Genomic DNA, 24,444 nt, shown 5'->3' on the forward strand with positions numbered 1-24,444 from the left:
TTACTCCAGACCTCCCTGACACAGATACTTGATCGACAGATAGTCATCGAGACCATACTTCGATCCTTCGCGACCGTAGCCGGATTCCTTCACACCGCCGAACGGCGCCGATTCTGAAGCGAGCGCGCCTTCGTTGATACCGACGATGCCAGCTTCCAGCGCGCGCGAGACACGCTCGATACGGCGCATGTTCTCGCTGTAGAAGTACGAGGCGAGCCCGAACGGCGTGTCGTTGGCGGCCTGCACCGCTTCCTGCTCGCTGTCGAATGGGAACAGCGGCACGACCGGGCCGAAGGTTTCCTCGCCGCACAGCACCATCGACGACGTGGCGTTACCCAGCACCGTGGGCGCGTAATAGTGCGGTCCCAGCTCGGTGAGCCGTCGTCCGCCCGTCAGCACGAGTGCGCCGTTCTCGAGCGCGTCCTCGACATGACGAGCGATCTTGTCCACAGCGCGCTCATTGATCATGGGCCCGATCTGCGAGGCGGGGTCGCTGGCGGGTCCGACCCGCAGTTCGGCCACCTTCGCGCACAGCAGCGCGGAGAAACGTTCGTATACGCCGCGCTGCACGAAGACGCGGTTCGGACACACGCAGGTCTGCCCGCCATTGCGGAATTTCGCGGCCAGCAGGCCATTGACCGCGGCATCGAGGTCGGCGTCGTCGAATACGATGAACGGCGCATTGCCGCCGAGCTCCAGCGAGAGCTTCTTCAGCGTGCCCGCCGATTCGCGCGCGAGATGCTTGCCGACGGGTGTCGATCCGGTGAACGTGATCTTGCGGACACGGCTGTCGGCGAGCCAGTCGCCGACCGTCTCGGACGCCGCCGCGCGCGAAGCCGAGATCAGGTTGAGCACGCCGTTCGGCACGCCCGCCTCGTGCGCCAGCATCACCAGTGCGATCGCGGTGAGCGGCGTGTCTTCCGCGGGTTTCGCGACCACCGTGCAGCCCGCCGCGAGCGCGGGTGCGATCTTGCGCGCGATCATCGCAAGCGGAAAATTCCAGGGCGTGATGGCCGCGACGACCCCGATCGGTTCCTTGACCGCGCTCATCCGTTTGCCGCGCTGCTGCTGCGGAATCAGGTCGCCGTAGATGCGGATGGCTTCGTCGGCGAACCACGCGACGTACGACGCGCCATAGTTCACCTCGGCGCGTCCTTCGGCGAGCGGCTTGCCTTGTTCGAGTGAGATCAACGCACCGAGTGCGTCGCGATTCGCGACGATCAACGCGTGCCAGCGGTGCAGTACCGCCGCGCGTTCGCTGGCCAGCCTCGCGCGCCACGCGGGCAGCGCTTTAGCGGCGGCGTCCGTGGCCGCTCGCGCGTCGCTGGGGCCGCTGTCGGCAACTTCCGCGATCAGCTTGCCGGTTGCCGGATCGGTGACCGCGAAACGCCGACCGCTCGCGGCGGCGACCCACTCGCCGTTGATGAAGTTCTCCGTGCGGATCAGCGCGCGGGCCTGTTGTTCGAGATTCGTGCTCATATGAGGTCTCCGTGCCGGTTGGCATGCGATGGCAGAGCGCCCGACGCGCGCCGGGCAGTCAGTGCTGCCTGCTCTGTGAGTGATCAGGACGGGTTGGCGACCCGAGCCGCGATCGCCGCGCCGACCTCCGTGGTCGATGCACTGCCGCCCAGGTCCCCCGTGCGCGGGCCTTCCTTCAGCACCCGCGTGATCGCGGCGACGATGGTGTCGTGCGCATCGCGCTCGACACCCGCGCCGTGGCCGAGAAAGTCGAGCATCATCGCGGCCGACCAGATCATCGCGACCGGATTGGCAATGCCCTTGCCGGCGATGTCGGGCGCCGAGCCATGCACCGGCTCGAACAGCGACGGAAAGCGCCGATCGGGATTCAGGTTGCCCGACGGCGCGATGCCGATCGTCCCCGTGCACGCCGGCCCGAGATCGGAAAGGATGTCGCCGAACAGGTTCGATGCGACCACCACGTCGAAGCGATCCGGGTTCAGCACGAAGCGCGCGCACAGGATGTCGATGTGCTGACGGTCCATCTTCACATCCGGGTAGCGGGCGGCCATTTCATCGGCGCGGGCGTCCCACCACGGCATGCTGATCGCGATACCGTTGCTCTTCGTTGCAACCGTGAGTTTTTTCGCTCGACGCCGGGCAAGGTCGAACGCGAACTTCATCACGCGCTCGGTGCCGTGGCGCGTGAAGATCGACTGCTGCATCACGACTTCGCGCTCGGTGCCCTCGAACATCGTGCCGCCCACCGACGAATACTCGCCTTCGGTGTTTTCGCGCACGATCATGAAGTCGATATCGCCCGGCTTGCGGTTAGCGAGCGGGCAGGGCACGCCTTCGAACAGCCGCGCGGGGCGCAGGTTCACGTACTGGTCGAATTCGCGGCGAAACTTCAGGAGCGAACCCCACAGCGAAATATGGTCGGGCACCTTGTCGGGCCAGCCGACCGCGCCGAACAGAATCGCATCGCAGTCCTGCAGTTGCGCCTTCCAGTTGTCGGGCATCATCTGGCCGTGTTGCGCGTAGTAGTCGCACGACGCCCATTCGATATGGCGGTAGTCGATGCCGATGTCGAAGCGTTTGCATGCGGCGTCCAGCACGCGCAGGCCTTCGGGCATCACTTCGGTGCCGATGCCGTCGCCGGGAATCACGGCAATGCGGTATTTGCGGGTCATACGTTTCTCTCCTTGCCGTGATCGCGCGCCGTCTGCCGACGCCGCGCGGATGGCGAAATGGGGTTGCGTTCGGGGGGCGGGCCGCGCATGGGTATCAGTAGCCGCGCGTCCGGTCGATCAAGCCGTTCATCCGCTCGCCGCTGCGATGGCGGCGCAGGTTTTCCAGTACCGCATCGACGGCCGGTTCGGGCCGCGTCGCGCTCGCGATATGCGGCGTGATGCGCACGCGCGGTTGCGCCCACAGCGGATGGTCGGCGGGCAACGGCTCCGGGTCGGTGACATCGAGCACCGCGCTGTGAATCTGCCCGCGTTGCAGCGCGTCGAGCAGATCGGCGCTGACGAGTTGCGGTCCGCGGCCGACGTGAACCAGCGACGCGCCTCGCGGCAGCATGTCGAATACCCGCCGGCAGAGCAGGCCGCGCGTGGCGTCCGTGAGCGGCAGCAAACAGATCAGGATGTCGGCACGGGCAAGCAACTCATCGAGCCCGGCCTCGCCCGCATAGCAGTCGATCCCTTCGAGCTCGTGCTTCGAGCGGCTCCAGCCCGCGCAGGCGAAGCCGAACAGCCGCAAACGCTCCAGCACCGCGCGGCCAAGCATGCCGAGGCCGAGCACGCCGATTCGACGCGACGCGGCGGCGCGCGACGGCATCGGCTGCCAGACGCGCGCCCGCTGCTGCAACCCGTAATCGAACAGATCGCGGTGAATCGCCAGAACCGCCTCGGTGACATATTCGACCATGCCTTCGACGATGCCCGGCTCGAGCATCCGCACCACCGGCAGATGCGCCGGAATCTGCGACAGATCCAGTTGATCGACTCCCGCGCCGACCGAAAACACCACTTCGAGATTCGGCAGCGTGAGCGCGAGGTCTCCCGGTTGCCACGCGACCAGATAGCGCACGGCCGCGGGATCGCCGAGGTCCGGCCACACCCGGAACGGCACGTCGGGCGCCAGCTGCGCGAAGCGCTCGGCCCATAGCGCTCCACGCACCGGATCGGCTTTGTAGAGGACGGTCATTGGCGGTTACGCCATCGCCTGATTGATGATGCCGAACGCGCGCCAGCCCGGGTCGGGGGCCACCTCGCGCAAGTCGGCGGGCGCGTTGCGCACCATCTTTTCGACCGAGTCGACGCGCGGCATGCCGACATGGGTCAACCAGTCGTTGATGCCGGCGTCGTCCGGCACGTCGATCCGCACGAAGTCGCCGGCGTGCTGCGCGAGCCAGTACGAAATCAGTGCGCGGGCACGCAGATCGTCGGACCCATGCTGCGCGACCACCGGTCCAACCGAGTAGCCGCGTCCGAACGGACGGAACAGCGAGAAACCGACCACTTCGCCGTTACGTTCGAGAACCACGGCTTGCGCGAACCCGAGCAGCGCCGGTATCGTCGCGCTGCGGTCGAAGCCGCTCGCGCGCGACGCGAGTTCGATCAGCTTCGGCGTGTCGTCCGGCCTCGCGGCACGCAACTGTTCGCCGGCCGGCGGCGCGACAGCGGCCACGCTGCCGAGCGTGCCCTGATGCTGGGTGAGTCCGCCGCAGCTGACGAAGCCGAGCTTTTCGTAAAGCGGCTTGCCCGCGACCGTTGCGTGCAGGAAGGTCACGCGGTTGCCCAGTTCTTCGAGCACCAGTTCCATCAGCCTGCGGCCAATGCCACGGCCCTGTTCGTCCGGCGAGACGATCACGAGGCCGAGCGTGCCGCGGTCCGCGCCGAATTTCCAGCAGAGCGCGGTGCCGATCACGGCGCCATTGTCTTCAGCGACGAAGCCGGTGCCGGCGTCGTACATGAAGCGCCAGTCATCGGCGCGGTGCGGCCAGCGCACCGCAACCGAGAGGCCGTGGGCGGCGGCGATGTCATCGGAAGTGAAGCGGCGATAGGTCAGTGATTTCTTCACGGTTGATTCGGACACTGCAAACTCCTGCTGGCGGCATGATCAGCCTAGACTGTGGCATTCCCGGTGCCTGCTTCATAGGACGATCTTTTTGTTATTCGGGCCGGTGTGTGCTCGGGTCTGCTTCACGGCGGCAGCGACGCGCAACGCAATTGCACAGGTATTTTTGGCGTTCACCCCGCGGGTGCTATATTCAATATAATGCTGAAAATTGAACGGGCGTTCATTGTAACGAGGCGGCTGGCGTCTCGTCGGATGCGACCGTGCGCGCCCAGCACAACAACCGCACCGGCGGCACATGGGCAGCCGGCCGCAGCGTCATCAACGGGAGACACATGCAGCGAACCGAGCTCAGCAAGAAGCGCACGGCCGACCCGGGTCACGGCGACGTCGGCGCTCGTCTGCGCGCGCTGCGCGTCGCGCAGGGTCTGTCGATCAACGAACTGGCGATGCGCGCGGGCGTGTCGGTCGGCACCGTCAGTCAGGTCGAGCGCAACAAGGCCAATCCGTCGGTGCGTATTCTCGAGCGCCTGCGCCTGGCGTTGGAGGTTCCGCTGACCGCGCTGCTCGAAGAAGACGACGCGGTCTCGGACCCGATCACCGGCGATTTCGTGCGCAAGGCGGCCGAGCGGCCGCTGTTCGAAGTCGGCAAGAACGGCATGCAGAAAGAATTGCTGTCGCCGCATGGCGATCACGATTTGCAGATGATGATCATCATGCTGCCGGCCGGCTCCGGTTCCGAAGAGGTGCTGGTGGGCATCGGCGAGAAGGCGGGCCTGGTGCTGGAAGGCACGGTCGTGCTGAATGTCGGCGACCGGCGCTCCGAACTGCGCGCGGGAGACAGCTTCCAGTTCAAGAGCACGGTGCCGCATAGCGTGCGTAACGAAAGCAGGAAGACTGCTCGTTTGCTGTGGATCATGAACACGCAGCCGCCCGTCATTCATCTTTGATCTGTTTGTTGTACCGGAGCCGCATGTCGTGTGGCAAGCGGCGCTGTCTTCCCTCTCTTTTCCTCGCTCGCTCTGACGCATTGCGTCCGGTTCGCACGGACGGCGGCTGACGTCAACGCCTTTCTCTCATTCACTTTTCGGTATTGCATTGCACGACGGAGCGGGCGTGTCGCGTCGCCTCGCTCGTGCGCGCCCCAGCCGTGTGGGCTTGCGGCCCGTGCCCACCAGTGCGGCGGTGTGCTCTCCGAGGCAGGCAATCTATCGCAGCGCACAACGAACTTTTCATACAGTTTATTTTTGACCACTAGTATTTCATTTCGTGTTCATTAAAATGAACTTCATCCGATGTTCGTTCATTCGGCGGTCGCGATGGCGAACAGCAGTGCCGAGTGGTGCCGCAGTCATCAGTGCGTATGCGCACGCGGCACCACACACTTGAACCTACTGATCAGGCCGGACATGTCCACTCCGTCACTCGATTTCGATCCTTCAGCCGTGCCGTTGCCGCAGGGGCATTTCATTGGCGGTGCGTACTATTCGGCGGGCGAAGCGCAGATCGCCGTTCACCGGCCGTCGGACGGCGCGCTGCTTGGCCATGTGCCGGACGCGTCGGACGCCACCGTCGATCACGCGGTCAGCAATGCGCTAGCGGCATGGAAGACGAGCGGCTGGGGCACCCGCTCTCCGCGCGAGCGCGCGAAGGTGCTGAGCCGCTGGGCCGATCTGATCGATCGCGATGCGGTGAGCCTCGCCCAACTCGAAACGGTCAGCTCGACGCGTCCGGTGACGGAAAGCTATACATCAGATGTGCCGTTCACCGCGGAGGCGATCCGCTTCTTCGCGGAGCTGGCCGACAAGCTTGGTGGCGATATCGCGGCCACGCGCCGCGACAGTCTCGGTTTTGTTGCATCGGAGCCGTACGGTGTGATCGGTGCGATTACACCGTGGAATTTTCCGCTGTCGATGTGTTCATGGAAGTGCGGTCCCGCGCTCGCGGCGGGCAACGCGGTCGTGATGAAACCGTCGGAAATGACGCCGTTCTCGACGCTGCGTCTCGCGGAACTCGCCATCGAAGCCGGCATTCCTCCGGGCATCTTCAACGTGGTGAATGGCCGTGGAGCGACGGCGGGCGCCGCGCTGACGCGTCACCCAGGCATCGCGAAGATGAGCTTCACCGGTTCGACCCGCACGGGCGCCGCGATCATGAGCGACGCCGCGATGCACGGCACCAAGCCCGTCACGCTGGAACTCGGCGGCAAGAGCCCGCAACTGGTGTTCGAACATGTGCGGGACCTCGAGCACACGGCGCGCTGTGTCGCCCGCGGCTTTACGGCCAACGGCGGCCAGGCCTGCGTGGCCGGCACGCGGCTGATCGTGCACGAGCTCATGGCCGAGCCGCTGATCGCCGCCATTCAACGGCAACTGCAGCCGATCGAGCCCGGCCCGCTGTGGGACAGCCGCACCGCTTATTCGCCGATCATCAGTGGCGCCCAGGCGCGACGCATCGAAGCGCTGATCGGGCAGAGCCGCGAGAGCGGCGCGGAAGTGATCTTCGGCGGCGGCTTTTTCGAAGGCACCGACGAAGGCTATTTCCACCGCCCGACGCTGCTCGCCAATGTGACTTCAGAGACGCCCGCCGTGCGCGAGGAACTATTCGGCCCGGTGTTGACGATACAGACATTCAAAGACGAGGAAGAGGGCATCGCGCTCGCCGCGCATCCGATCTACGGTCTCGCGGCGGGGGTCCATAGCAGCGACATCGGTCAGGCGCTGCGGGCGATGCGCCGCATCGCCGCGGGCACCATCTGGATCAACCGTTACGGCCGCAGCGGCGACATGATCATTCCGACGGGCGGCTTCGGCCAGTCCGGTATCGGCAAGGATCTCGGCCGCGAAGCGATGGTGGCGAGCATGCGGCACAAGAGTGTGCTGATCGATTTCGAAACGCTGTGAAGCCCGGCTTTACACCGGATATACGCAAGCATCAACCGCACTGATTCAACCCGAAACTGAACCCCGAGCCTGCAACCAGGTTCGCCACGACGACAGGATGTTGACCATGATCGATTTCGAGCCGAAGTACATCACTTTCGACTGCTATGGCACGCTGACCAACTTCCAGATGGGCCAGACCGCGCGCGAGCTGTACGGCGACAAGCTGGACAAGGCGAAGATGGATGAGTTTGTCGAGTTCTTCCGTGGCTACCGCCTCGACGAAGTGCTGGGCGCATGGAAGCCCTATCGCGACGTGGTCGTGAACTCGGTGCGCCGCACCTGCGAACGCACCGGCGTGCCGTTCGACGAAGCGACCGCACTGAAGATCTACGAGGCCGTGCCGAGCTGGGGCCCGCACGCGGACGCGCCGGAAGGGCTGTCGCGACTGGCCTCGAAGTACAAGCTCGTGATCCTGTCGAATGCATCGGACGACCAGATCCACAGCAACGTCGACAAGCTCGGCGCGCCGTTCCACAAGGTCTACACCGCCCAGCAGGCACAGGCGTACAAGCCGCTGCAGAAAGCCTTCGAGTACATGTTCTCGCAACTGGACTGCAATCCGGAAGACGTGCTGCATGTGTCGTCGAGCTTCCGTTATGACCTGATGACCGCGTACGACATGGGCATCAAACACAAGGCGTTCGTCAACCGCGGTCACGAGCCGCTGAACCCGTATTACGGCGTCAACGAAGTGTCGGGCATCCCGCAACTGGCATCGCTGCTCGGCCTCTGATTCGCACGTCCGGCCCGCTCACGACATCGCTTCCCGCGCGCCGCTGAAAGCGGCGCAACCAACCGACAGGAACGCATCACGATGAAGCTCGACTCCTACTGGCTCGACACTGCGCCACGCTTTACCGGCGGCGCCCAGGGTCCGCTACCGCAGCGGGTGGACGTTGCGGTGGTCGGCGGCGGCTTCACCGGGCTGTCGGCTGCGTTGGAGCTGGCCAAACGTGGCATGTCGGTGATCGTGTTCGAGGCGGGCCGACTCGCGGCGCAGGCATCGGGCCGGAACGGCGGCCACTGCAATACGGGCGTCGCGCAGGACTACGCGGCGTTGTCCGCGCGCATCGGCAGCGAACGCGCGTCGGAGTTCTACCGTGCGTATGCCGGCGCCGTCGAAACGGTGAAAACGATCATCGGGGAGGAGCAGATCGATTGTGATCTGCGCCACTCCGGGAAGATCAAACTCGCCGCTAAACCGCAGCATTTCGCGTCGCTCGCGAAGTCGTACGAGGTGTTGCGGCGCGAAGTCGATTCCGATGTCGAACTCGTGCCGCCCGAGCAGATTCGCAACGAGGTCGGGTCGGACAGCTTTTTCGGCGGCCTCGTGCAACGCAACGGCATGCAGATGCACATGGGCAAATTCGGCGTGGGTCTCGGCACGGCAGCCGCACGGCGTGGGGCGCAGATCTACGAGAACACGCCGGTGACGAATCTCAAGCCGCTCGGCGGCAACGCGTTCGACGTGCAGTGTCCGCTCGGGACGGTACGCGCCGAGCGCGTGCTGATTGCCACCGGCACGTCGCAGGTCGGTCCGCTGCAATGGTTCCGGCGCCGCATCGCGCCCGTCGGCAGCTTCATCGTCGCAACCGAGCCGCTTGGCAAGGCGCGCCTCGATGCGGTGTTGCCGACGCGCCGCTCGTATGTGACGACGCTGAACATCGGCAACTATTTTCGTGCGACGCCGGACGAGCGTCTGCTGTTCGGCGGCCGCGCGCGCTTCGCGATGTCGAATCCGCGTTCGGACGAGAAAAGTGGGCGGATTCTGCGTGATGGGCTCGCGGGCTATTTCCCGCAACTGGCCGACGTGCGCATCGATTATTGCTGGGGCGGCCTCGTCGACATGACGGCCGACCGGCTGCCGCGCGCAGGCCAGCATGAAGGACTGTTCTATTCAATGGGCTACAGCGGCCACGGTGTGCAGATGTCCGTGCACATGGGTCGTCTGATGGCAGACGTGATGTTCGGCGCCGCCTCGCGCAATCCGTGGCGAACGCTCGAATGGCCCGCGATTCCAGGACATTTTGGACGCGCGTGGTTTCTGCCGCTCGTCGGCGCGTATTACAGGTTGCAGGATGTACTGCATTGAATGGATCGACTGATCGCTACCGTTAGATGGTCGGGCAGCGCGTAGATTGAAAATCACTATTCCCAGAGGAAATCCCCATGTTGCGTTTCATGTTCCAGCCTGCAGCCGCCGTCCGCTTCAACACTGTGCAGCGCTTTGCCGCCGGCGCGGGCCTCGCGATGACGATGATGTTCGGCGCCGCCCACGCTGCCGAAACGGCGACGCTCACCGCCGGCTCGCCGCCGTCGAGCGCGCCGACCACGTTCATGAACGTGAAGACGCAGCAGATCGAAGGCCTGATGCCGGATGTCGTCAAGGAGATCGGCAAGCGCGAAAACTTTAACGTGTCGTACGACGCGGTGCCGTTCTCGGCGCTGATCCAGTCGGTGGTATCGGGCAAGATCGACATCATCGTTGCCGGCATGACGCCGACGCCGAAGCGCGCCGAAGTGGTCGATTTCTCGCAGCCGGTGACGGCGTTTGGCGAAGGCATCATCGTGAAGGACACGAACAAGGCGGTCTATCACTCGGTGCAGGACCTGAAGGGCATGACGATCGGGGCGCCGACCGGTACCGACTACGGCGATCAGTTGAAGAAACTCGGCATCTTCACCGAAGTGAAGATGTATGACAGCCCCGCCGACATGACGCGCGATGTCGCGCTAGGCCGCATCGTCGCGGGCTTCAACGACTATCCGATCCTGAAGGCCCAGGAAGCAGCGGGCGCGATGGCGGGGACGCGGGTCGACGACGCGTATGTGCCGATGGAAAAGTTCGACATCGCGATCGCGGTGAAGAAGGGCAACAGCGCGCTGATGGCGAAGATCAACGACGCGCTGACGAAGATGAAGGCCGACGGCACGCTCGACGCGATCCTCAAAAAGTGGCACCTCGTGAGCTGATTGGCTTCGCGTGAAAGGAGCCGTGCCCGCGGCGACGCGGGACTCGTCCTGCCAGGTCCGTCGCGCAGCGGCGCGGCGGACTGAACGAATACGAAGAGCAATGGAAGGCACGACATGCACTGGCAAGATATAGCCGACTTTGTACCGATTTTGCTGCAAGGCGCGGTGATGAGCATCGTCATCACGCTGGGTTGTCTGGTGTTGAGCACCGTGCTCGGCCTGACCTGGGCATTGCTGAAGATGTCGCGCTATCCCCTCGTCGTACGCGGTGTGAGCACGATGATCAACGTCGTGCGCGGCCTGCCGATGATCGTGCTGCTGTTCTACATCTACTTCGTGCTGCCGGAAATCCACATCCAGGTGTCGGCGCTGCAGGCCAGCATCATTGGGCTTGGTTTCGGTTACTCGACTTACGTCGCGGAAATTTTCCGGGCGGGTATCGAGGCAGTCGATCCGGGTCAGTACGAAGCCGCGCAGTCGATCGGCATGGGCCGCGTGAAGACGATGATACGGGTGATCCTGCCGCAGGCGATCAAGGTCGCGCTGCCGCCGTACAGCAACACGCTCGTGATGATGCTGAAGGATTCATCGCTCGCGTCGACCATCACGGTCGCCGAAATGACGCGCGAAGGCCAACTGATCGCGTCGTCGACGTTTCAGAATCTGACGGTATATACGCTCGTCGCGCTCGGCTATCTCGCGATGAGCTTGCCGCTGATGAGCATGACCCGCACGCTTGAACGACGTTTCGGTCGGCACAGGGCGAGATAAGTGCGAAGTGAGGATGCGATGATCGAAATCACGAATGTGCACAAGAGCTTTGGCACCGTACCCGTTCTCAAGGGCATTTCGCTCAACGTCCGCCAGGGCGAAGTGGTCTGCCTGATCGGTGCGTCGGGCTCGGGAAAGTCAACCCTGCTGCGCTGCATTAACGCGCTGGAGTCATACGACGAAGGCGAAATTCGTCTGCTCGGCGAGCGCGTCGAACAGCGCGCGCGTAACATCAACCAGTTGCGCACCCAGGTCGGCATGGTGTTTCAGCGCTTCAACCTGTTCCCGCACCGTACGGCGCTCGAGAACGTGATGGAAGGGCCGGTGCATGTCAAGCGCCTCGCGCGCGCGGACGCGCAACGCGAAGCGTCTGAACTGCTCGACAAGGTGGGGCTCGGCCACAAGCTGCACGCCTATCCTCATCAGCTTTCGGGCGGGCAGCAGCAACGGGTGGCGATTGCGCGCTCGCTCGCGATGAAGCCGAAGGCGATCCTGTTCGACGAGCCGACCTCGGCGCTCGATCCAGAACTGGTCGGCGAAGTGCTCGGCGTGATGCGCACCCTCGCACGGGAAGGCATGACGATGCTGGTGGTCACCCACGAAATGGGCTTTGCGCGTGAGGTGGCAGACCGGGTGTGTTTTCTGCACGCGGGGCTCATCATCGAGGAGGGCACGGCGCAGCAGGTGCTGGGCTCGCCGCGCGAGGCGCGCACCCGCGAGTTCCTGCGCCACGTGCTGACCAATCGCAGCGACGCTCATGTGGCGCCCGACGGTATGGCAGGAGCCGCGGCATGAACGGCAGATTCGTACGCGTAGGCGAGACGGTTCGCGCCAAAGTCGAACTGACGATCAACGGCGCGCCGGTCGAAGCGCTGGCCGGCGACACGCTGCTCACTGCGATGCTGTGCTCGGTGCGGCATGTGCGGCAGTCCGAGTTCGGCGCGGAACAACGCGCGGGTTTTTGCCTGATGGGCGCGTGTCAGGACTGCTGGGTATGGACCGCGGACGGCGAGCGGCTGCGCGCCTGCACCACGGTGGTCGAAGCAGGCATGCGCGTCGTCACGACGCAACCGGAGGCGCAATGGCCGAACCTCGCATCGTAATCGTCGGCGCCGGGCCTGCAGGGGTGCGCTGCGCGCAAACGCTGCTGGCGGCCGGCATCCGCCCGATCGTCGTCGACGAAGGCAGGCGCGATGGCGGCCAGATCTACCGGCGTCAGCCCGATGGCTTCACGCGGCCGTATTCGAAGCTGTACGGCACGGAAGCCGCGCGCGCGGAGAATCTCCATCAAACTTTCGAGCGACTGCGCCCGCAGATCGATTACCGTCCGCAGACGCTGGCGTGGAACGTCGCGCAAGGCAAGCTGCATATCGTGCATGAAGGGCACGCGAGCGTGTTGCGCTACGACGCGCTGATCCTGTGCCCCGGCGCGACCGACCGGTTGATGCCGGTCAAAGGCTGGCAGTTCGCCGGTACCTACAGCCTCGGTGCCGCGCAGATCGCGCTGAAGTCGCAGGCCTGCGCGATTGGCCGTCAGGTCGTTTTCATGGGTACCGGCCCATTGCTGTATCTGGTCGCGAACCAGTATGTGCAGGCGGGCGCCAGGGTAGCGGCAGTACTCGACACGTCGAAGACCGGTGCGCGCTTGCGCGCGCTGCCCAAATTGCTGGCGCGCGTCGACGTATTGCGCAAGGGCCGCGCGCTCGTGAGCGCGTTGAAGCGCTCAGGCGTGCGGGTGGAAAACGGCATCGAGCCGCTCGAAATTCTCGGCACTCCGGACGACGGCGTGCTTGGCGTACGCTTTCGCGATGCGCGCGGCAACGTCGCGCAGGTCGAATGCGACGCGGTCGGTCTCGGCTATCACCTGCGGCCGGAAACCCAGCTTGCCGATCTCGCGCGCTGTGCGTTCCGTTTCGACGCGATCACGCGGCAATGGGTGCCGCAACTCGACGAACTCGGTCGCAGTAGCGAAAAGGGCGTCTATATCGCGGGCGATGGCGCGCGCGTGCTCGGCGCGGACGGCGCCGAGGTCGCCGGACGGCTCGCGGCCCACGCTGCGCTGAGCGATCTCGGGCGGCCCGTTGCGGCGACCACGCTCGACGCGTTGACGCGCGAACAGCGCAAAATGGATCGCTTCCGGCTGGGTCTGGCAGAGGCGTTTGCGTGGCCTGCCGCGCAGGCGGCGCGTCTGTCCGACGATACGATCGTTTGCCGGTGCGAAGGCATCACCGCGGGCGAACTGCGCCGCGTGGTGCGCGATGAAGGCGCGCAGGAAGCGAACCGTGCCAAGGCCTTTAGCCGTGTCGGTATGGGGCGCTGTCAGGGACGTTACTGCGGCCATGCGGGTGCGGAGGTGATCGCGGCGGCGGCGAACGTGCCGCTCGAGCAGGTTGGCAGACTTCGTGGACAGGCGCCGGTAAAGCCGCTGGCCATCGCGACCGTGGAGGATACCGAGTGAACCGTGCACAAGCCGATGTTCTGATCGTGGGCGGCGGGTTCATGGGTGCGTCCGCCGCATTTTTTCTGAGGCAGCGGGGCCGCTCGGTGATCCTGCTCGAGCGCCAGCTCGTCGGGCAGCAGGCGAGCGGCACCAACTTCGGTAACGTGCGCCGTCAAGGGCGCTTTCTGCCGCAGTTGCCGCTGGCGAACCGTTCGCGCGAAATCTGGGGGCGTCTGCCGGAATTGATCCAGCACGACGCCGAGTTTCTGATGTCGGGCCATGTCCGCGTCTGTTATCGCGAAGAGCAGGCCGACCAGTTCGAAACCTATGCGAAGGAGGCCGCGCACTACGGTCTCAAGCTCGACCTGTTGCGCGGCGACGCGCTGCGCGCGCGGTTTCCGTTTCTCGGTGCGGAGGTGCTGGCGGGCTCCTATTCGCAGATGGACGGGCACGCGAATCCGCGCCTCGCGGCGCCCGCGTTCGCCCGCGCCGCGGCTCGGCTCGGTGCGCGGATCGTCGAAAACTGCGATGTCGTGACGGTGGAAAAAGAGGGCGCCGAGTTTCGCGCCACGAGCGCCGACGGCCGCACGTTCCATGCGCCCGTGCTGCTGATCACGGCGGGTGCGTGGGGCAACCTGCTGTCGGAGCAATTTGGCGAAGCGGTGCCGATCGCCGTCAACGGTCCACAGATGGCCGTTACCGAACCCGTGCCGTATGCGATCCAGCCGGTGGTCGGCGTGTCGTCGCCGCAGATCGAAGAGGTGGTGTATTTCCGCCAGGTCGCGCGCGGCAATATCGTGATCGGCGGTTGCGCGCGTGCGCCTGCGTATCTCGACGAGCGTCGCGCGAAGGTTCTCCCGTCAAGCACGTTGCTGCAGTTCAGACAGCTGCAGCGGGTCGCGCCGATGCTGCGCAAGCTGAGCATCATCCGGGTGTGGAGCGGCGTGGAGGGCTATATGCCCGATGACAAGCCGATCATGGGTGCAAGCGGGACGACCAGCGGACTGTTCTATGCGTTCGGTTTTTGCGGCCACGGTTTTCAGCTTGGTCCGGGCGTAGGCGACACGATGGCCGAACTGATCGACACCGGCGCCACCAGCACGCCGCTCGAGCCGTTCGACATCCGCCGCTTCGCGACCAGTCGGGAGACGGCACCGACAGTGCCGCCCACGTCGCGCGTTGCGTGAGCGGAGCGTCGATGCTGAGCCTGAGCCCAACTTCGTCATCATCCACGCCTGAGCTTGCGGGCGCGAGCCGTCATCCGACGCGCGCGCCGAATCGCGTGAGCCGCGCCGTGCAGCGTGCGCTCGACTTCATCGATGCCTGTTTCGCCGAGCCAATCAGCCTGTCCGAACTGGCTGCCGTCGCGCAGTTGAGCATTTCGAGGTTTGCGGTGCGCTTCAGCGCGGAGATTGGCGTGTCGCCGCAGCAATATGTGCGGCTAGTGCGCGTACGGCATGCGCAGTGCCTGTTGCGACGAGGCTTGCCGCCGTCGATCGTCGCGACCGAGGTGGGCTTCTTCGATCAAAGCCATCTATGCCGGCACTTCAAACGTGTGCTTGGCAGAACGCCGGGGGAATGGCTGAGCGCGAATGGTTGACTGCAAGTCGACAGGCCACCGGCGTCGCGCCGGTGGCTTCGAACGCATTCGACCCGATCGGGCCGGCTGCGCGCAGCCGAAACCGTCACCGCTTCATTGATGCTGCTGCGAGAAGAGCGTTTCCAGCGGGTATTCGGATTTCACGAATGGCGTCTTGATGATGACGTAGCTGAAATACTTCTCGATGCCGATGTCGCGCTCCAGCAGCCCTTCGATCACGCTCTGATAATGATTGACGCTGCGCGTGACGAACTTCAGCAGGTAATCGTAGCCGCCGCTCGCCAGATGGCATTCAATGATCTCGTCCACAGGACGGATCGCCGCCTCGAACTTGGCGAAGTCTTCGCGACGATGGTCGGCGAGCGTGACCTCGGTGAACACGATCTGCACGTCACCGAGTTTCTGCAGTTGGATATGTGCGCCGTAGCCGACGATATAGCCGGCTTTTTCAAGCCTTTTCACGCGAATCAGACAGGGGCTCGGCGAGAGCCCCACGGCGTCCGCAAGCTCGACGTTCGTGATACGGCCTTTCTTCTGGAGTTGCGAAAGAATACGCAGGTCGATCCGGTCCAGCTTCGTGTCGCCGCTTGTCGTCATGTATCGGTCTGCCCGTCGAAGGTTCTGCTTTTCGCTTCGTTGCGCTTCGCCTTGGTCAAGCAACGCGCAGGCCGATGTTATCACGCGCTCAGGCGGCCGCGCGGCTCGCGCCGCGCAATGCGGCACGCACCTCCGCCTGCTCGAGCACGTCGTCGAGCGTGCGCCGCAGACGGCCGAACAGTTGTTCGAACTCGGCCTCGCCGAAGCACAGCGCGGGCGCGAAACCGAGAATGCTGTCGCCGAATGCGCGGAACACGAGGCGGTTGCGGTAGGCTGCGGCCGTGATCCGGTCCGGCAGCTTCAGCGACGGATCGAAGCGTGCCCGCGAGTTCTTGTCCGCGACCAGTTCCAGCGCGCCGAGCAGCCCGCGATGACGCGAGTCGCCCACCAGCGGATGAGCGAGCAGCGCGTCGAGCCCGGCGGCAAAGCGCGGTGCCTGCGCGATGCCGTTCGCGAGCAGACCGCCCTCCTGATAGAGACGCAGTACTTCGAGCCCGATGGCGGCGCTTACCGGATGCGCGGAGTAGGTCTGACCGTGACCGACGACCGCGGTATCGCGCGCATCGCCTGCAATGCCCTGGTAGATTTCGTCGGACATCAGCACCGCACCCATCGGCGCATAACCGGAGGTCAGCCCCTTCGCCACCGTCATCAGATCAGGCTCGACCTGTTCGGCCTCGCACGCGAAGAGCGGGCCGGTACGACCGAAGCCCGTGATGACCTCGTCGGCGACGAACAGGATGTCGAGGCGGCGGCACGCGTCGCGCATCGCCTTTAACCAGCCGACCGGCGGCACGATCACGCCGCCCGAACCCTGGATCGGCTCGCAGAAGAACGCGGCGACGTTCTCCGCTCCGAGTGACGCGACTTTCGCTTCGAGCGCGGCGACGGATGCGGCGATCAGCGCTTGCGCGTCACCGCCTTGCGGCTGACGGTACGCATACGGCGACGGCAGATGGTGCTGGTGCGGCAGCGGCAGGTCGAAGTTGCGGTGGAACGCGGGCAGCGCAGTGAGCCCCGCGCCGACCGACGACGATCCGTGATAGCCGCGTTCGAGCGCGATCATCTGCTTTTTCGCCGGGCGCCCCGTTGCATTGAAGTAATGCGTGATGAAGCGTATCGCGGAGTCGATCGCATCGGAGCCGCCGAGCGTGAAATAGACGTGCTGCAGCGAAGCGGGCGCAAGCGACACCAGTGTTTCGGCCAGTTCGATCGCGGGTTCCGACGAGAAGTGGAAGTAGGTGGTCGCGTAGGGCAGCTTCATCATCTGGCGCGTCGCCGCTTCGACGATGCTCTGTTGGCCGTAACCCACGTTCACGCACCACAGGCCCGCAAATGCGTCGAGCAGTTCGTTGCCGTCGATATCGCGCAGATACGCGCCCTGGCCGGATTCGAGTACGGTGGTGCCGCGCGCTTCGTGCGCGCGATAGTTGATGACCGGGTGAATCAGGTGCTTGCGGTCGGCGTCGATCAGCGATGAGTTTGACATGATGGTGGTTCCCCGCACGTGGCGATCAGGTAAGAGTCACCCCTCGATAGTAGCGACAGCCGTATGCGTGCCGTTCAGCCAAAAAAAAGCCTAAAGAGCGTCGACGCAGCGTTTTTCACCCCGCAGACAGCATTTTCTGCTGGGCGTGCTTAATAGCAGGGCGAACCCCAACGCTGCCGTGCATGAGCGGCCGTGTTTGCGCGTGGAAGAGAGAGGCGCCGCGGTGCAGCGGGTTCAGGTTCAGCGTGGCTTCACCTGGCTCAGGTGAGCGACTGCGCGATCACCGCATACTGATGCAGCCCCGGGTCGGCGCGGCTCGACTCGCCATCGGCTGGCGCGGATGCAAGCCGGCGCATCTTCACGACCGTCTCCGAGCGTGCGAGACCGAGGCCGGTTAGCCACTCGCGCAGGCCGTGCCCGTGCGGCACGTCGATGCGCACCAGCGCGCCTTCGTTCAGCGCGAGCCAATGGCTGATCAGCGCCTTGGCCCGCACGGCGTCGGGAAACGCGCTGGCGACGACGGGGCCGATCACGAAGCCGCGTCCGAAGCGGCGGAACAGCGAGAAGCCGAGTAGTTCACCGTCGCGATCGAGCGCGATACCGTCGGCCAGATCGAGCAGAGGCGGCAGTACGTGGCTGCGATCGAGGCCGCTAGCGCGTGATTCGAGCGCGACGAGTTGCTGCGCGTCGCTCGCCCCGAGCGGGCGCAGCCGCTCGTTGGCGGGCAGCGCAACGAGCGGCGGCCGGAACGCCGCACCCTGCATCTGGTCGAGGGCGCCGCAGCGCTCGAAGCCGAGCGCGTCGCACAACGGCAGGCCAGCCTCGGTCGCATAGAGCGTGATGTCACGCTTGCCAAGCTCGTCGAGCGCGTGCGCGAGCAACGTGCGGCCGATACCCACGCCGCGATGCTCCGGCGCGACGATCAGCATGCCCAGCGTCGCCTGATCCGCGCCGAACTTCCAGCACACCACGGTGCCGACCAGCGCGCCCGCCGTCTCGGCGACGAAGCCGATCCCGGTGCGCGCCGAGAACCGCCAATCTTCACGGCGATGCGGCCAGCCAATCGCGGCGGACAGGCGTTGAGCGGCAGGGATGTCGTCGGCTGTCAGGCGTCTGTAGGTGAAACGTGCGTGAGGCGTTGGATCGGACACGGGGCGCTCCGTGAATAGTCGGCCGTGCCGCGACTGTTGCACGTTGCCCGGTGATTGACTAGTACGAACTTCTCATCGTGGGGGGCGTCCTGTCCAGAACATCAGGGTCAACGCCAGGAGCGGCAAATCATGCTGTTTTGACCACTCAAAACCATGTTTTCGAATGGTCGAGTCCGCCGATACGCGATCAACGCCATTTTTTGCAGTGCTTAAATCGATTCATGCAATGCCACCGCGCCGCGACCAGCACGCGGAGCGCCGTCGAACACCAATGCTGGATACCCCGCGTTCAATCCCGAGTGAGGAGCAGTTGCATGTACGACGACCCAATCAAAACGGGCGGCTTCAGCCGCCGTGACATGATGCGTTTGCTGGCCGCCGGCGGCATCCTTGCCACCGGCGCGGGAGGTCTGCTGGCGGGGGCTCGCCCGGCATTCGCGGCACCCACGCCGAAGAAAGGCGGCAAGATCCGGGTGGCCTACGACGCATCCTCGACCGCGGATACGCTCGACCCGGCCAAGGGTTCGGCAGGCTCCGATTACATCCGCTTCTTCATGTTCTATAGCAGCCTGACGCAGCTCGATTCGTCGCTGACGCCGAGGATGAATCTCGCCGAATCGATCGACACCAGCGACGCGAAAGTGTGGGTGATCAAACTGCGCAAAGGCGTCACGTTCCACGACGGCAAGCCACTCGCGCCCGCCGATGTCGTCTACTCGCTGATGCGTCACAAGAATCCGGCAACGGCGTCGAAGGTGAAGACGCTGGCCGATCAGTTCGTGGAGGCGAAGCAGACCGGTCCCAACGAAGTCACGCTGACGCTCGCGTCCGCCAACGCGGACCTGCCGGTGATTCTTGCCACGCCGCAATTCGTGATCATCAAGGACGGCACGACGGACTTCACGACGGCCGTCGGCACCGGCCCGTACAAGCTGAAGACGTTCAAGCCCGGCGTTTCGACCGTCGGCATCCGTAACGACAGTTTCTGGAAGACCGGCGGCGGCCCTTACCTCGACCAGATCGAGCTGATCGGTATCGGCGATAACTCGGCACGGGTGAATGCGCTGCTGTCCGGCGATGTTCACCTGATCAATTCCGTCGATCCGCGCGCGACGCAGCGCATTGCCGCGACGCCGGGCTACGAGGTGCGCGAGACCAAGTCGGGCCTCTATACCGATCTGATCATGCGCCGCGACAACCCGCTGACGGGCAACCCCGATTTCGTGCAGGGCATGAAGTATCTGTTCGACCGTGAGCAGATCCGCTCGGCGGTGTTTCGCGGTTATGCGGTGATCGGCAACGATCAACCGATTCCGCCCGGACACCGCTACTTCAATGCGTCGCTGCCGCAGCGCCCGCACGATCCGGACAAGGCGAAGTTCCACTTCCAGAAAGCCGGAGCAATCGGTACGGCGCTGCCGCCGATCTATGCGACGACCGACGCGAACGGCTCGATCGAGATGGGTGTGCTGCTGCAGCAGTCCGCCGCGAAGATCGGCGTGAACCTGGACATCAACCGCGTGCCGGCGGATGGTTACTGGTCGACGCACTGGATGAAGCATCCGCTCGGGTTCGGCAACGTCAATCCGCGCTCGAGCGCCGATGTGCTGTTCACGCAGTTCTTCAAGTCGGACGCCCCGTGGAACGAGTCGGGCTGGAACAACCCGAAGTTCGACCAGTTGCTGGCCGCGGCCCGCTCGGAAACCGACGATGCGAAACGCAAGCAGATGTACGGCGACATGCAGGTGCTGGTATCGGAGCAGGGCGGCATTGGCATCCCGACCTTCCTGAGCCTGCTCGATGCGAACGACAAGCACTTGCAAGGGCTCCAGCCCGTGCCTACCGGCGCGATGATGGGCTTCAACTTCGCCGAGTACGTGTGGTGGAACGCCTGACCCGCTGAAGCGCCCGGACGCGGCGGGTGGCCCCCGCCGCGCCGCTCGCGGCAGGCAGCCGCAGCGCGCCCGAGCGGCACGGCTCATGTATGACTCGCCGTGTCGCGCAGCCTAACCGAGGAGCTCATGCCCATGAACGGGAATATCGCCCAGTTGATCGGCCGGCGCGTCGCCGTCACTGCGCTGACGCTGCTGATTGTCTCGATCATCATCTTCGTGATCACCAACCTGTTGCCGGGCGATGCCGCGCAGGCCGCACTCGGCCAGTCGGCGACGGCGGATACGGTCGCGGCGCTGCGGCTGCAGTTCGGCCTCGACCAGCCGGCATACCTGCGGTACTTCCATTGGCTCGTCGGTCTGCTGCACGCGAACTTTGGCGTGTCGCTGTCGAGCAATCTGCCGGTGTCCGAGATGATCGAAGGGCGCCTGCCGAAGTCGCTGACCCTCGCGGCGATCACCACCGGGGTGTCGGTGCCGATCGCGGTGTCGGCGGGCATTCTCGCGGCAGTCAAGCGCGACTCGCTGATCGATCGGATCGTGAGCCTCGGTACGCTGTCGCTGGTCGCCACGCCCGAGTTCCTGATCGCGACGCTGGCGGTGCTGGTGCTGGCCGTCAAGCTGCACTGGCTGTCGGCGCTGTCGTACAGCGGTGAGATCGAGAGCCTGCACGACTTTCTGCGCGCGTATGCGATGCCGGTCGTCACGCTGTGCGCGGTCGTGATCGCGCAGATGGCCCGCATGACACGCGCCGCGGTGATCGAGCAACTCAGTTCTTCGTATGTGGAAATGGCGATGCTCAAGGGCGCGAGCCCCGCCCGCGTGGTACTGCGCCACGCACTGCCGAATGCGATCGGCCCGATCGCCAATGCAATCGCGCTGAGCCTGTCTTATCTGCTTGGCGGCGTGATCGTCGTCGAGACCATCTTCAACTACCCGGGCCTCGCCAGCCTGATGGTCGACGCGGTCAGCAACCGCGACTTCCCGCTCGTACAGGCCTGCACGCTGCTGTTCTGCCTCGGCTATCTGCTGCTCGTGCTGCTAGCCGACCTGTGCGCCATCATCTCGAACCCGAGGCTGCGGACATGACGATTCTTCGACCTTCTTCCGATGCGCCTCACCGGCTCGGTGCGCTCGAACCGGTGCAACGCAGCAGCATGATGCCGGAGGGCGCCGATCCCGCGCGGTCCTGGGGCGGCGGCGGAGGCCCGGCGCCTCGACCGGTGCGCCGCCGCAGCCTCGCGCAACGCATGAACCTGTCGACCGGCGGCTGGATCGGCCTGGCGATGGTCAGTTGCGCGTTGTTCGTCGCGGCGTTCGCACCGTGGCTCGCGCCGCATTCGATCGGCGCGATCCTCACGCCTGACGTATTCGCGGGCTTCAGCGCGAAGCTGCCGTTCGGCTCCGACTACCTGGGTCGCGACATGTTGACCCGCATCATCTACGGGATGCGCCTGACGGTCGTGCTCGCGCTGGCGGCGGCGCTGCTCGCGGCGCTCACGGGGACCATGCTGGGACTGCTGGCGGCCGTGGCCGGCCGCCGGATCGACGAAACCATGAGCCGGCTGCTCGATGCGGTGACGTCGATCCCGTCGAAGATGTTCGCGCTGATGATCGTCGCCGCGTTCGGCTCGTCACTGCCGTTGCTGATCGTGACCGCGGCGATCAGCTACATGCCGGGCTCGTACCGGATCGCCCGCTCGCTGGCGGTCAATATCGGCACGCTCGAATACGTGCAGGTCGCGCGGGCGCGCGGCGAAAGCGCACTCTACATCGCGTGCTTCGAGATGCTGCCGAACATGATTCATCCGATCCTCGCCGACACCGGACTGCGCTTCACTTTCGTCGTGCTGCTATTGAGCAGCCTGAGCTTTCTCGGTCTCGGCGTGCAGCCGCCGTATGCCGATCTCGGTTCGCTGGTACGCGAGAACATCGCCGGCCTCGGTGAAGGCGTGCCGGTCGTGATCCTGCCCGCGATCGCAATCGCGATCCTCACGGTCGGCGTGAACCTGCTGATCGACGGACTGCCGCATCATGGCCGCCGCAAGGGCATGCCTGATGCCGATGGAGGCCACTGATGAAGGCACCCTTTTTCAGACGTGCTCACGCGGCCTTTGAGGCCATCTCGAGGACCGCGCCGCTACCCCCGTCGAATCTGGTCGAGGTACGGGGGCTGCGCGTGGTGGGAAGCCGGCCCGGCGAGCCGGATACGACGATCGTGCATGACATCGACTTCGAGATTGCGCGCGGCGAGGTGCTCGCATTGATCGGCGAGTCGGGCTCGGGCAAGACCACGATCGCACTGTCGCTGATGGGCCATGCACGCAGCGGCTGCCGCATCGCGGGCGGCGCGATCCGGGTGGGCGACACCGACGTGCTCGGGCTCTCGCCGAAAGCGCTCGCGGGATTGCGTGGCCGCAAGGTTGCCTACATCGCGCAAAGCGCGGCCGCGGCGTTCAACCCGGCGCGCCCGATCATGGACCAGGTGATCGAAAGCGCGCTGATTCACGGCACGCTCAGCAAGCGCGCCGCGCGGGCCAAAGCGGTCGAACTGTTCCGCGCGCTCGCGCTGCCGGAGCCGGAGACGATCGGCCGGCGCTACCCGCACCAGGTGTCGGGCGGCCAGTTGCAGCGGCTGATGGCGGCGATGGCGCTGATCACCGACCCCGAACTCGTGATCCTCGATGAACCGACCACGGCGCTCGACGTCACCACGCAGATCGACGTGCTGCAAGCGTTTCGCAGCGTGATCCGCCAATGCGGAATGACGGCCGTCTACGTATCGCACGATCTGGCGGTGGTCGCGCAGATGGCGGATCGCATCGTCGTGCTAAGCAATGGTGAAATCCGCGAAACGGGCCGCACTGAACAGATTCTGCATGCGCCGGCGCACCCGTACACGCAAAGTCTGATTGCTGCCGTGACGCCCGTGGCCCCAGCTGCCTCCACCTCGGCGGCTCCCGACGCAGCCCAGCCGAACGCGCCGCTGCTCGAACTGCGTGGTCTGACGGCCGGCTACGGCCGCACCGACGCGAAGGGCTGGCCGCACAAGGTCATTCTGCGCGACGTGGACCTCGTGATCGATCGTGGTCAGACGGTAGGCGTGATCGGCGAATCCGGTTCGGGCAAGACGACGCTCGCGAAGGTGATCGCCGGGCTCGTGCCGATGGCGCGCGGCAATCTGCTGCTCGACGGTGAGCCGCTCGCCGCCAACCTCAGCCGCCGCAGCCGCGAACAGTTTCGCTGTATCCAGATCGTGTTCCAGAACGCCGACACCGCGCTTAATCCGACCCACACCGTCGAGCGCACGCTGGCGCGTCCGCTGAAGTTCTATCACGGCATGAAGGGCGAGGCCGCGCGGCGCCGCGTCGCCGAACTACTCGGCCTGGTGCGCCTGCCTGCCGAGCTGGCGCAGCGGCGCACCGGAGAGCTGTCGGGCGGGCAGAAACAGCGCGTGAATCTCGCGCGGGCGCTGGCCGCCGAACCCAAGTTGATCCTGTGCGACGAAGTCACGTCCGCGCTCGATACGGTGGTCGGCGCTGCCATTCTCGAGCTGCTGCGCGATCTGCAAAAGAAGCTCGGCGTGTCATATCTGTTCATCACGCACGACATCGCCAAGGTGCGTGCGATCAGCGACGACATCGTCGTGCTGTACGCGGGGCACCGCGTCGAGACGGGCAACCGCGACGCGTTGTCGGCGCCGCCGTATCATCCGTATTCGCATCTGCTCGTGTCGTCGGCGCCGGAGCTTCGCGCCGGCTGGCTCGAAGAAGCGGGCGAGCGTTGTCATCAGACGTTGCCGCCGATCGGTGAGTCGACTCATGAGCCGGAGCTTTGCACATTTCTCGCGCGATGCCCGATGCGCATCGACGGTGTCTGCAATCGCACGTCGCCGAGCGTGCGCACGCTCGCGAGCGGCGCGCAGGTGCTGTGCCATCGCAGCGAAGCGGAACTGGAGCGATACCAGAGCGGGCCGCCCGACGGTGTTGCCGCGGCGAGCGTGCTCGCGCAGTCCGGCACGGTGCGGGTCTGATGCCGCTACGA

General features: G+C 65.2%; 22 protein-coding genes. 15 read left to right on the top strand and 7 right to left on the bottom strand.

All coding sequences use genetic code 11. The features are described 5' to 3' along the window. From OKW37_RS40165 to OKW37_RS40180, 4 genes are all read right to left on the bottom strand, one after another. Positions 1 to 1,479, bottom strand: coding sequence for an NAD-dependent succinate-semialdehyde dehydrogenase (locus OKW37_RS40165; protein ID WP_429402492.1), 1,479 nt, complete (start codon positions 1,477 to 1,479; stop codon positions 1 to 3). Between the two features lie 83 nt (positions 1,480 to 1,562). Then, positions 1,563 to 2,651, bottom strand: coding sequence for a tartrate dehydrogenase (locus OKW37_RS40170; protein WP_184071942.1), 1,089 nt, complete (start codon positions 2,649 to 2,651; stop codon positions 1,563 to 1,565). Between the two features lie 94 nt (positions 2,652 to 2,745). Beyond that, positions 2,746 to 3,669 carry a 2-hydroxyacid dehydrogenase gene (locus OKW37_RS40175; RefSeq protein WP_429402491.1) on the bottom strand — a complete coding sequence of 308 codons (924 nt, stop codon included), beginning with the start codon at positions 3,667 to 3,669 and terminating at the stop codon, positions 2,746 to 2,748. Positions 3,670 to 3,675: 6 nt separating this feature from the next. Next, the gene (locus tag OKW37_RS40180) at positions 3,676 to 4,560 is read right to left on the bottom strand and encodes a GNAT family N-acetyltransferase (RefSeq protein WP_429402490.1); all 885 of its coding nucleotides are present in this window, start codon (positions 4,558 to 4,560) and stop codon (positions 3,676 to 3,678) included. A gap of 317 nt (positions 4,561 to 4,877) precedes the next feature. On the opposite strand from OKW37_RS40180, the gene OKW37_RS40185 reads away from it, so the two are divergent. The 11 genes from OKW37_RS40185 to OKW37_RS40235 all read left to right on the top strand — a co-directional run bounded on the left by OKW37_RS40185 (position 4,878) and on the right by OKW37_RS40235 (position 15,271). Further along, positions 4,878 to 5,492 (top strand): cupin domain-containing protein, encoded by a 615-nt coding sequence (locus OKW37_RS40185; protein ID WP_184068225.1) that lies wholly within the window; start codon positions 4,878 to 4,880, stop codon positions 5,490 to 5,492. A 459-nt stretch (positions 5,493 to 5,951) separates the two neighbouring features. Continuing rightward, on the top strand, positions 5,952 to 7,445 hold the full coding sequence (locus OKW37_RS40190) for an aldehyde dehydrogenase family protein (RefSeq protein ID WP_429402489.1): 1,494 nt from the start codon (positions 5,952 to 5,954) through the stop codon (positions 7,443 to 7,445). A 106-nt stretch (positions 7,446 to 7,551) separates the two neighbouring features. After that, positions 7,552 to 8,220, top strand: a complete 669-nt coding sequence (locus OKW37_RS40195) for a haloacid dehalogenase type II (protein ID WP_429402488.1) — start codon at positions 7,552 to 7,554, stop codon at positions 8,218 to 8,220. Between the two features lie 81 nt (positions 8,221 to 8,301). Then, entirely contained in the window at positions 8,302 to 9,579 is a 1,278-nt protein-coding gene (locus OKW37_RS40200; RefSeq protein ID WP_429402487.1) for an NAD(P)/FAD-dependent oxidoreductase, read from the top strand. 77 nt (positions 9,580 to 9,656) lie between these two features. Continuing rightward, on the top strand, positions 9,657 to 10,460 hold the full coding sequence (locus OKW37_RS40205; protein WP_184005820.1) for an ABC transporter substrate-binding protein: 804 nt from the start codon (positions 9,657 to 9,659) through the stop codon (positions 10,458 to 10,460). 114 nt (positions 10,461 to 10,574) lie between these two features. Next, positions 10,575 to 11,231 carry an amino acid ABC transporter permease gene (locus OKW37_RS40210; protein ID WP_018422365.1) on the top strand — a complete coding sequence of 219 codons (657 nt, stop codon included), beginning with the start codon at positions 10,575 to 10,577 and terminating at the stop codon, positions 11,229 to 11,231. An 18-nt stretch (positions 11,232 to 11,249) separates the two neighbouring features. Continuing rightward, positions 11,250 to 12,026, top strand: a complete 777-nt coding sequence (locus OKW37_RS40215) for an amino acid ABC transporter ATP-binding protein (protein WP_184005824.1) — start codon at positions 11,250 to 11,252, stop codon at positions 12,024 to 12,026. Next, complete coding sequence (locus OKW37_RS40220) at positions 12,023 to 12,334, top strand: (2Fe-2S)-binding protein (protein ID WP_184044624.1); 312 nt, start codon at positions 12,023 to 12,025, stop codon at positions 12,332 to 12,334. Before OKW37_RS40215 ends, OKW37_RS40220 begins: the two co-directional genes overlap by 4 nt. Continuing rightward, a complete protein-coding gene (locus OKW37_RS40225) occupies positions 12,313 to 13,689 on the top strand; it encodes an FAD-dependent oxidoreductase (RefSeq protein ID WP_429402486.1) in 1,377 nt (458 codons plus the stop codon). The genes OKW37_RS40220 and OKW37_RS40225 overlap by 22 nt, the downstream gene beginning before the upstream one ends. Continuing rightward, positions 13,686 to 14,858, top strand: a complete 1,173-nt coding sequence (locus OKW37_RS40230; RefSeq protein WP_429402485.1) for an NAD(P)/FAD-dependent oxidoreductase — start codon at positions 13,686 to 13,688, stop codon at positions 14,856 to 14,858. The genes OKW37_RS40225 and OKW37_RS40230 overlap by 4 nt, the downstream gene beginning before the upstream one ends. 11 nt (positions 14,859 to 14,869) lie before the next feature. Next, positions 14,870 to 15,271, top strand: coding sequence for a helix-turn-helix domain-containing protein (locus OKW37_RS40235; protein WP_184068210.1), 402 nt, complete (start codon positions 14,870 to 14,872; stop codon positions 15,269 to 15,271). Positions 15,272 to 15,364: 93 nt separating this feature from the next. Here the strand turns inward: OKW37_RS40235 and OKW37_RS40240 are convergent, their stop codons facing one another. The 3 genes from OKW37_RS40240 to OKW37_RS40250 form a co-directional block, all read right to left on the bottom strand. Next, positions 15,365 to 15,868, bottom strand: a complete 504-nt coding sequence (locus OKW37_RS40240; RefSeq protein WP_090811115.1) for an Lrp/AsnC family transcriptional regulator — start codon at positions 15,866 to 15,868, stop codon at positions 15,365 to 15,367. Between the two features lie 88 nt (positions 15,869 to 15,956). Beyond that, a complete protein-coding gene (locus OKW37_RS40245; protein WP_429402484.1) occupies positions 15,957 to 17,357 on the bottom strand; it encodes an aspartate aminotransferase family protein in 1,401 nt (466 codons plus the stop codon). A gap of 260 nt (positions 17,358 to 17,617) precedes the next feature. Then, positions 17,618 to 18,508, bottom strand: coding sequence for a GNAT family N-acetyltransferase (locus OKW37_RS40250; RefSeq protein ID WP_429354418.1), 891 nt, complete (start codon positions 18,506 to 18,508; stop codon positions 17,618 to 17,620). Between the two features lie 314 nt (positions 18,509 to 18,822). Between OKW37_RS40250 and OKW37_RS40255 the strand changes: the two genes are divergently transcribed. The 4 genes from OKW37_RS40255 to OKW37_RS40270 all read left to right on the top strand — a co-directional run bounded on the left by OKW37_RS40255 (position 18,823) and on the right by OKW37_RS40270 (position 24,433). Next, positions 18,823 to 20,403, top strand: coding sequence for an ABC transporter substrate-binding protein (locus OKW37_RS40255; RefSeq protein ID WP_429402483.1), 1,581 nt, complete (start codon positions 18,823 to 18,825; stop codon positions 20,401 to 20,403). 132 nt (positions 20,404 to 20,535) lie between these two features. Next, positions 20,536 to 21,489, top strand: a complete 954-nt coding sequence (locus OKW37_RS40260; RefSeq protein WP_026226132.1) for an ABC transporter permease — start codon at positions 20,536 to 20,538, stop codon at positions 21,487 to 21,489. Continuing rightward, positions 21,486 to 22,478, top strand: coding sequence for an ABC transporter permease (locus tag OKW37_RS40265; RefSeq protein ID WP_090811125.1), 993 nt, complete (start codon positions 21,486 to 21,488; stop codon positions 22,476 to 22,478). The genes OKW37_RS40260 and OKW37_RS40265 overlap by 4 nt, the downstream gene beginning before the upstream one ends. Further along, positions 22,478 to 24,433, top strand: a complete 1,956-nt coding sequence (locus OKW37_RS40270) for an ABC transporter ATP-binding protein (RefSeq protein WP_429402482.1) — start codon at positions 22,478 to 22,480, stop codon at positions 24,431 to 24,433. The genes OKW37_RS40265 and OKW37_RS40270 overlap by 1 nt, the downstream gene beginning before the upstream one ends. Positions 24,434 to 24,444: the final 11 nt, after the last annotated feature.

The organism is Paraburkholderia sp. MM5482-R2 (genome assembly GCF_050436125.1).
GTDB lineage: Bacteria > Pseudomonadota > Gammaproteobacteria > Burkholderiales > Burkholderiaceae > Paraburkholderia > Paraburkholderia tuberum.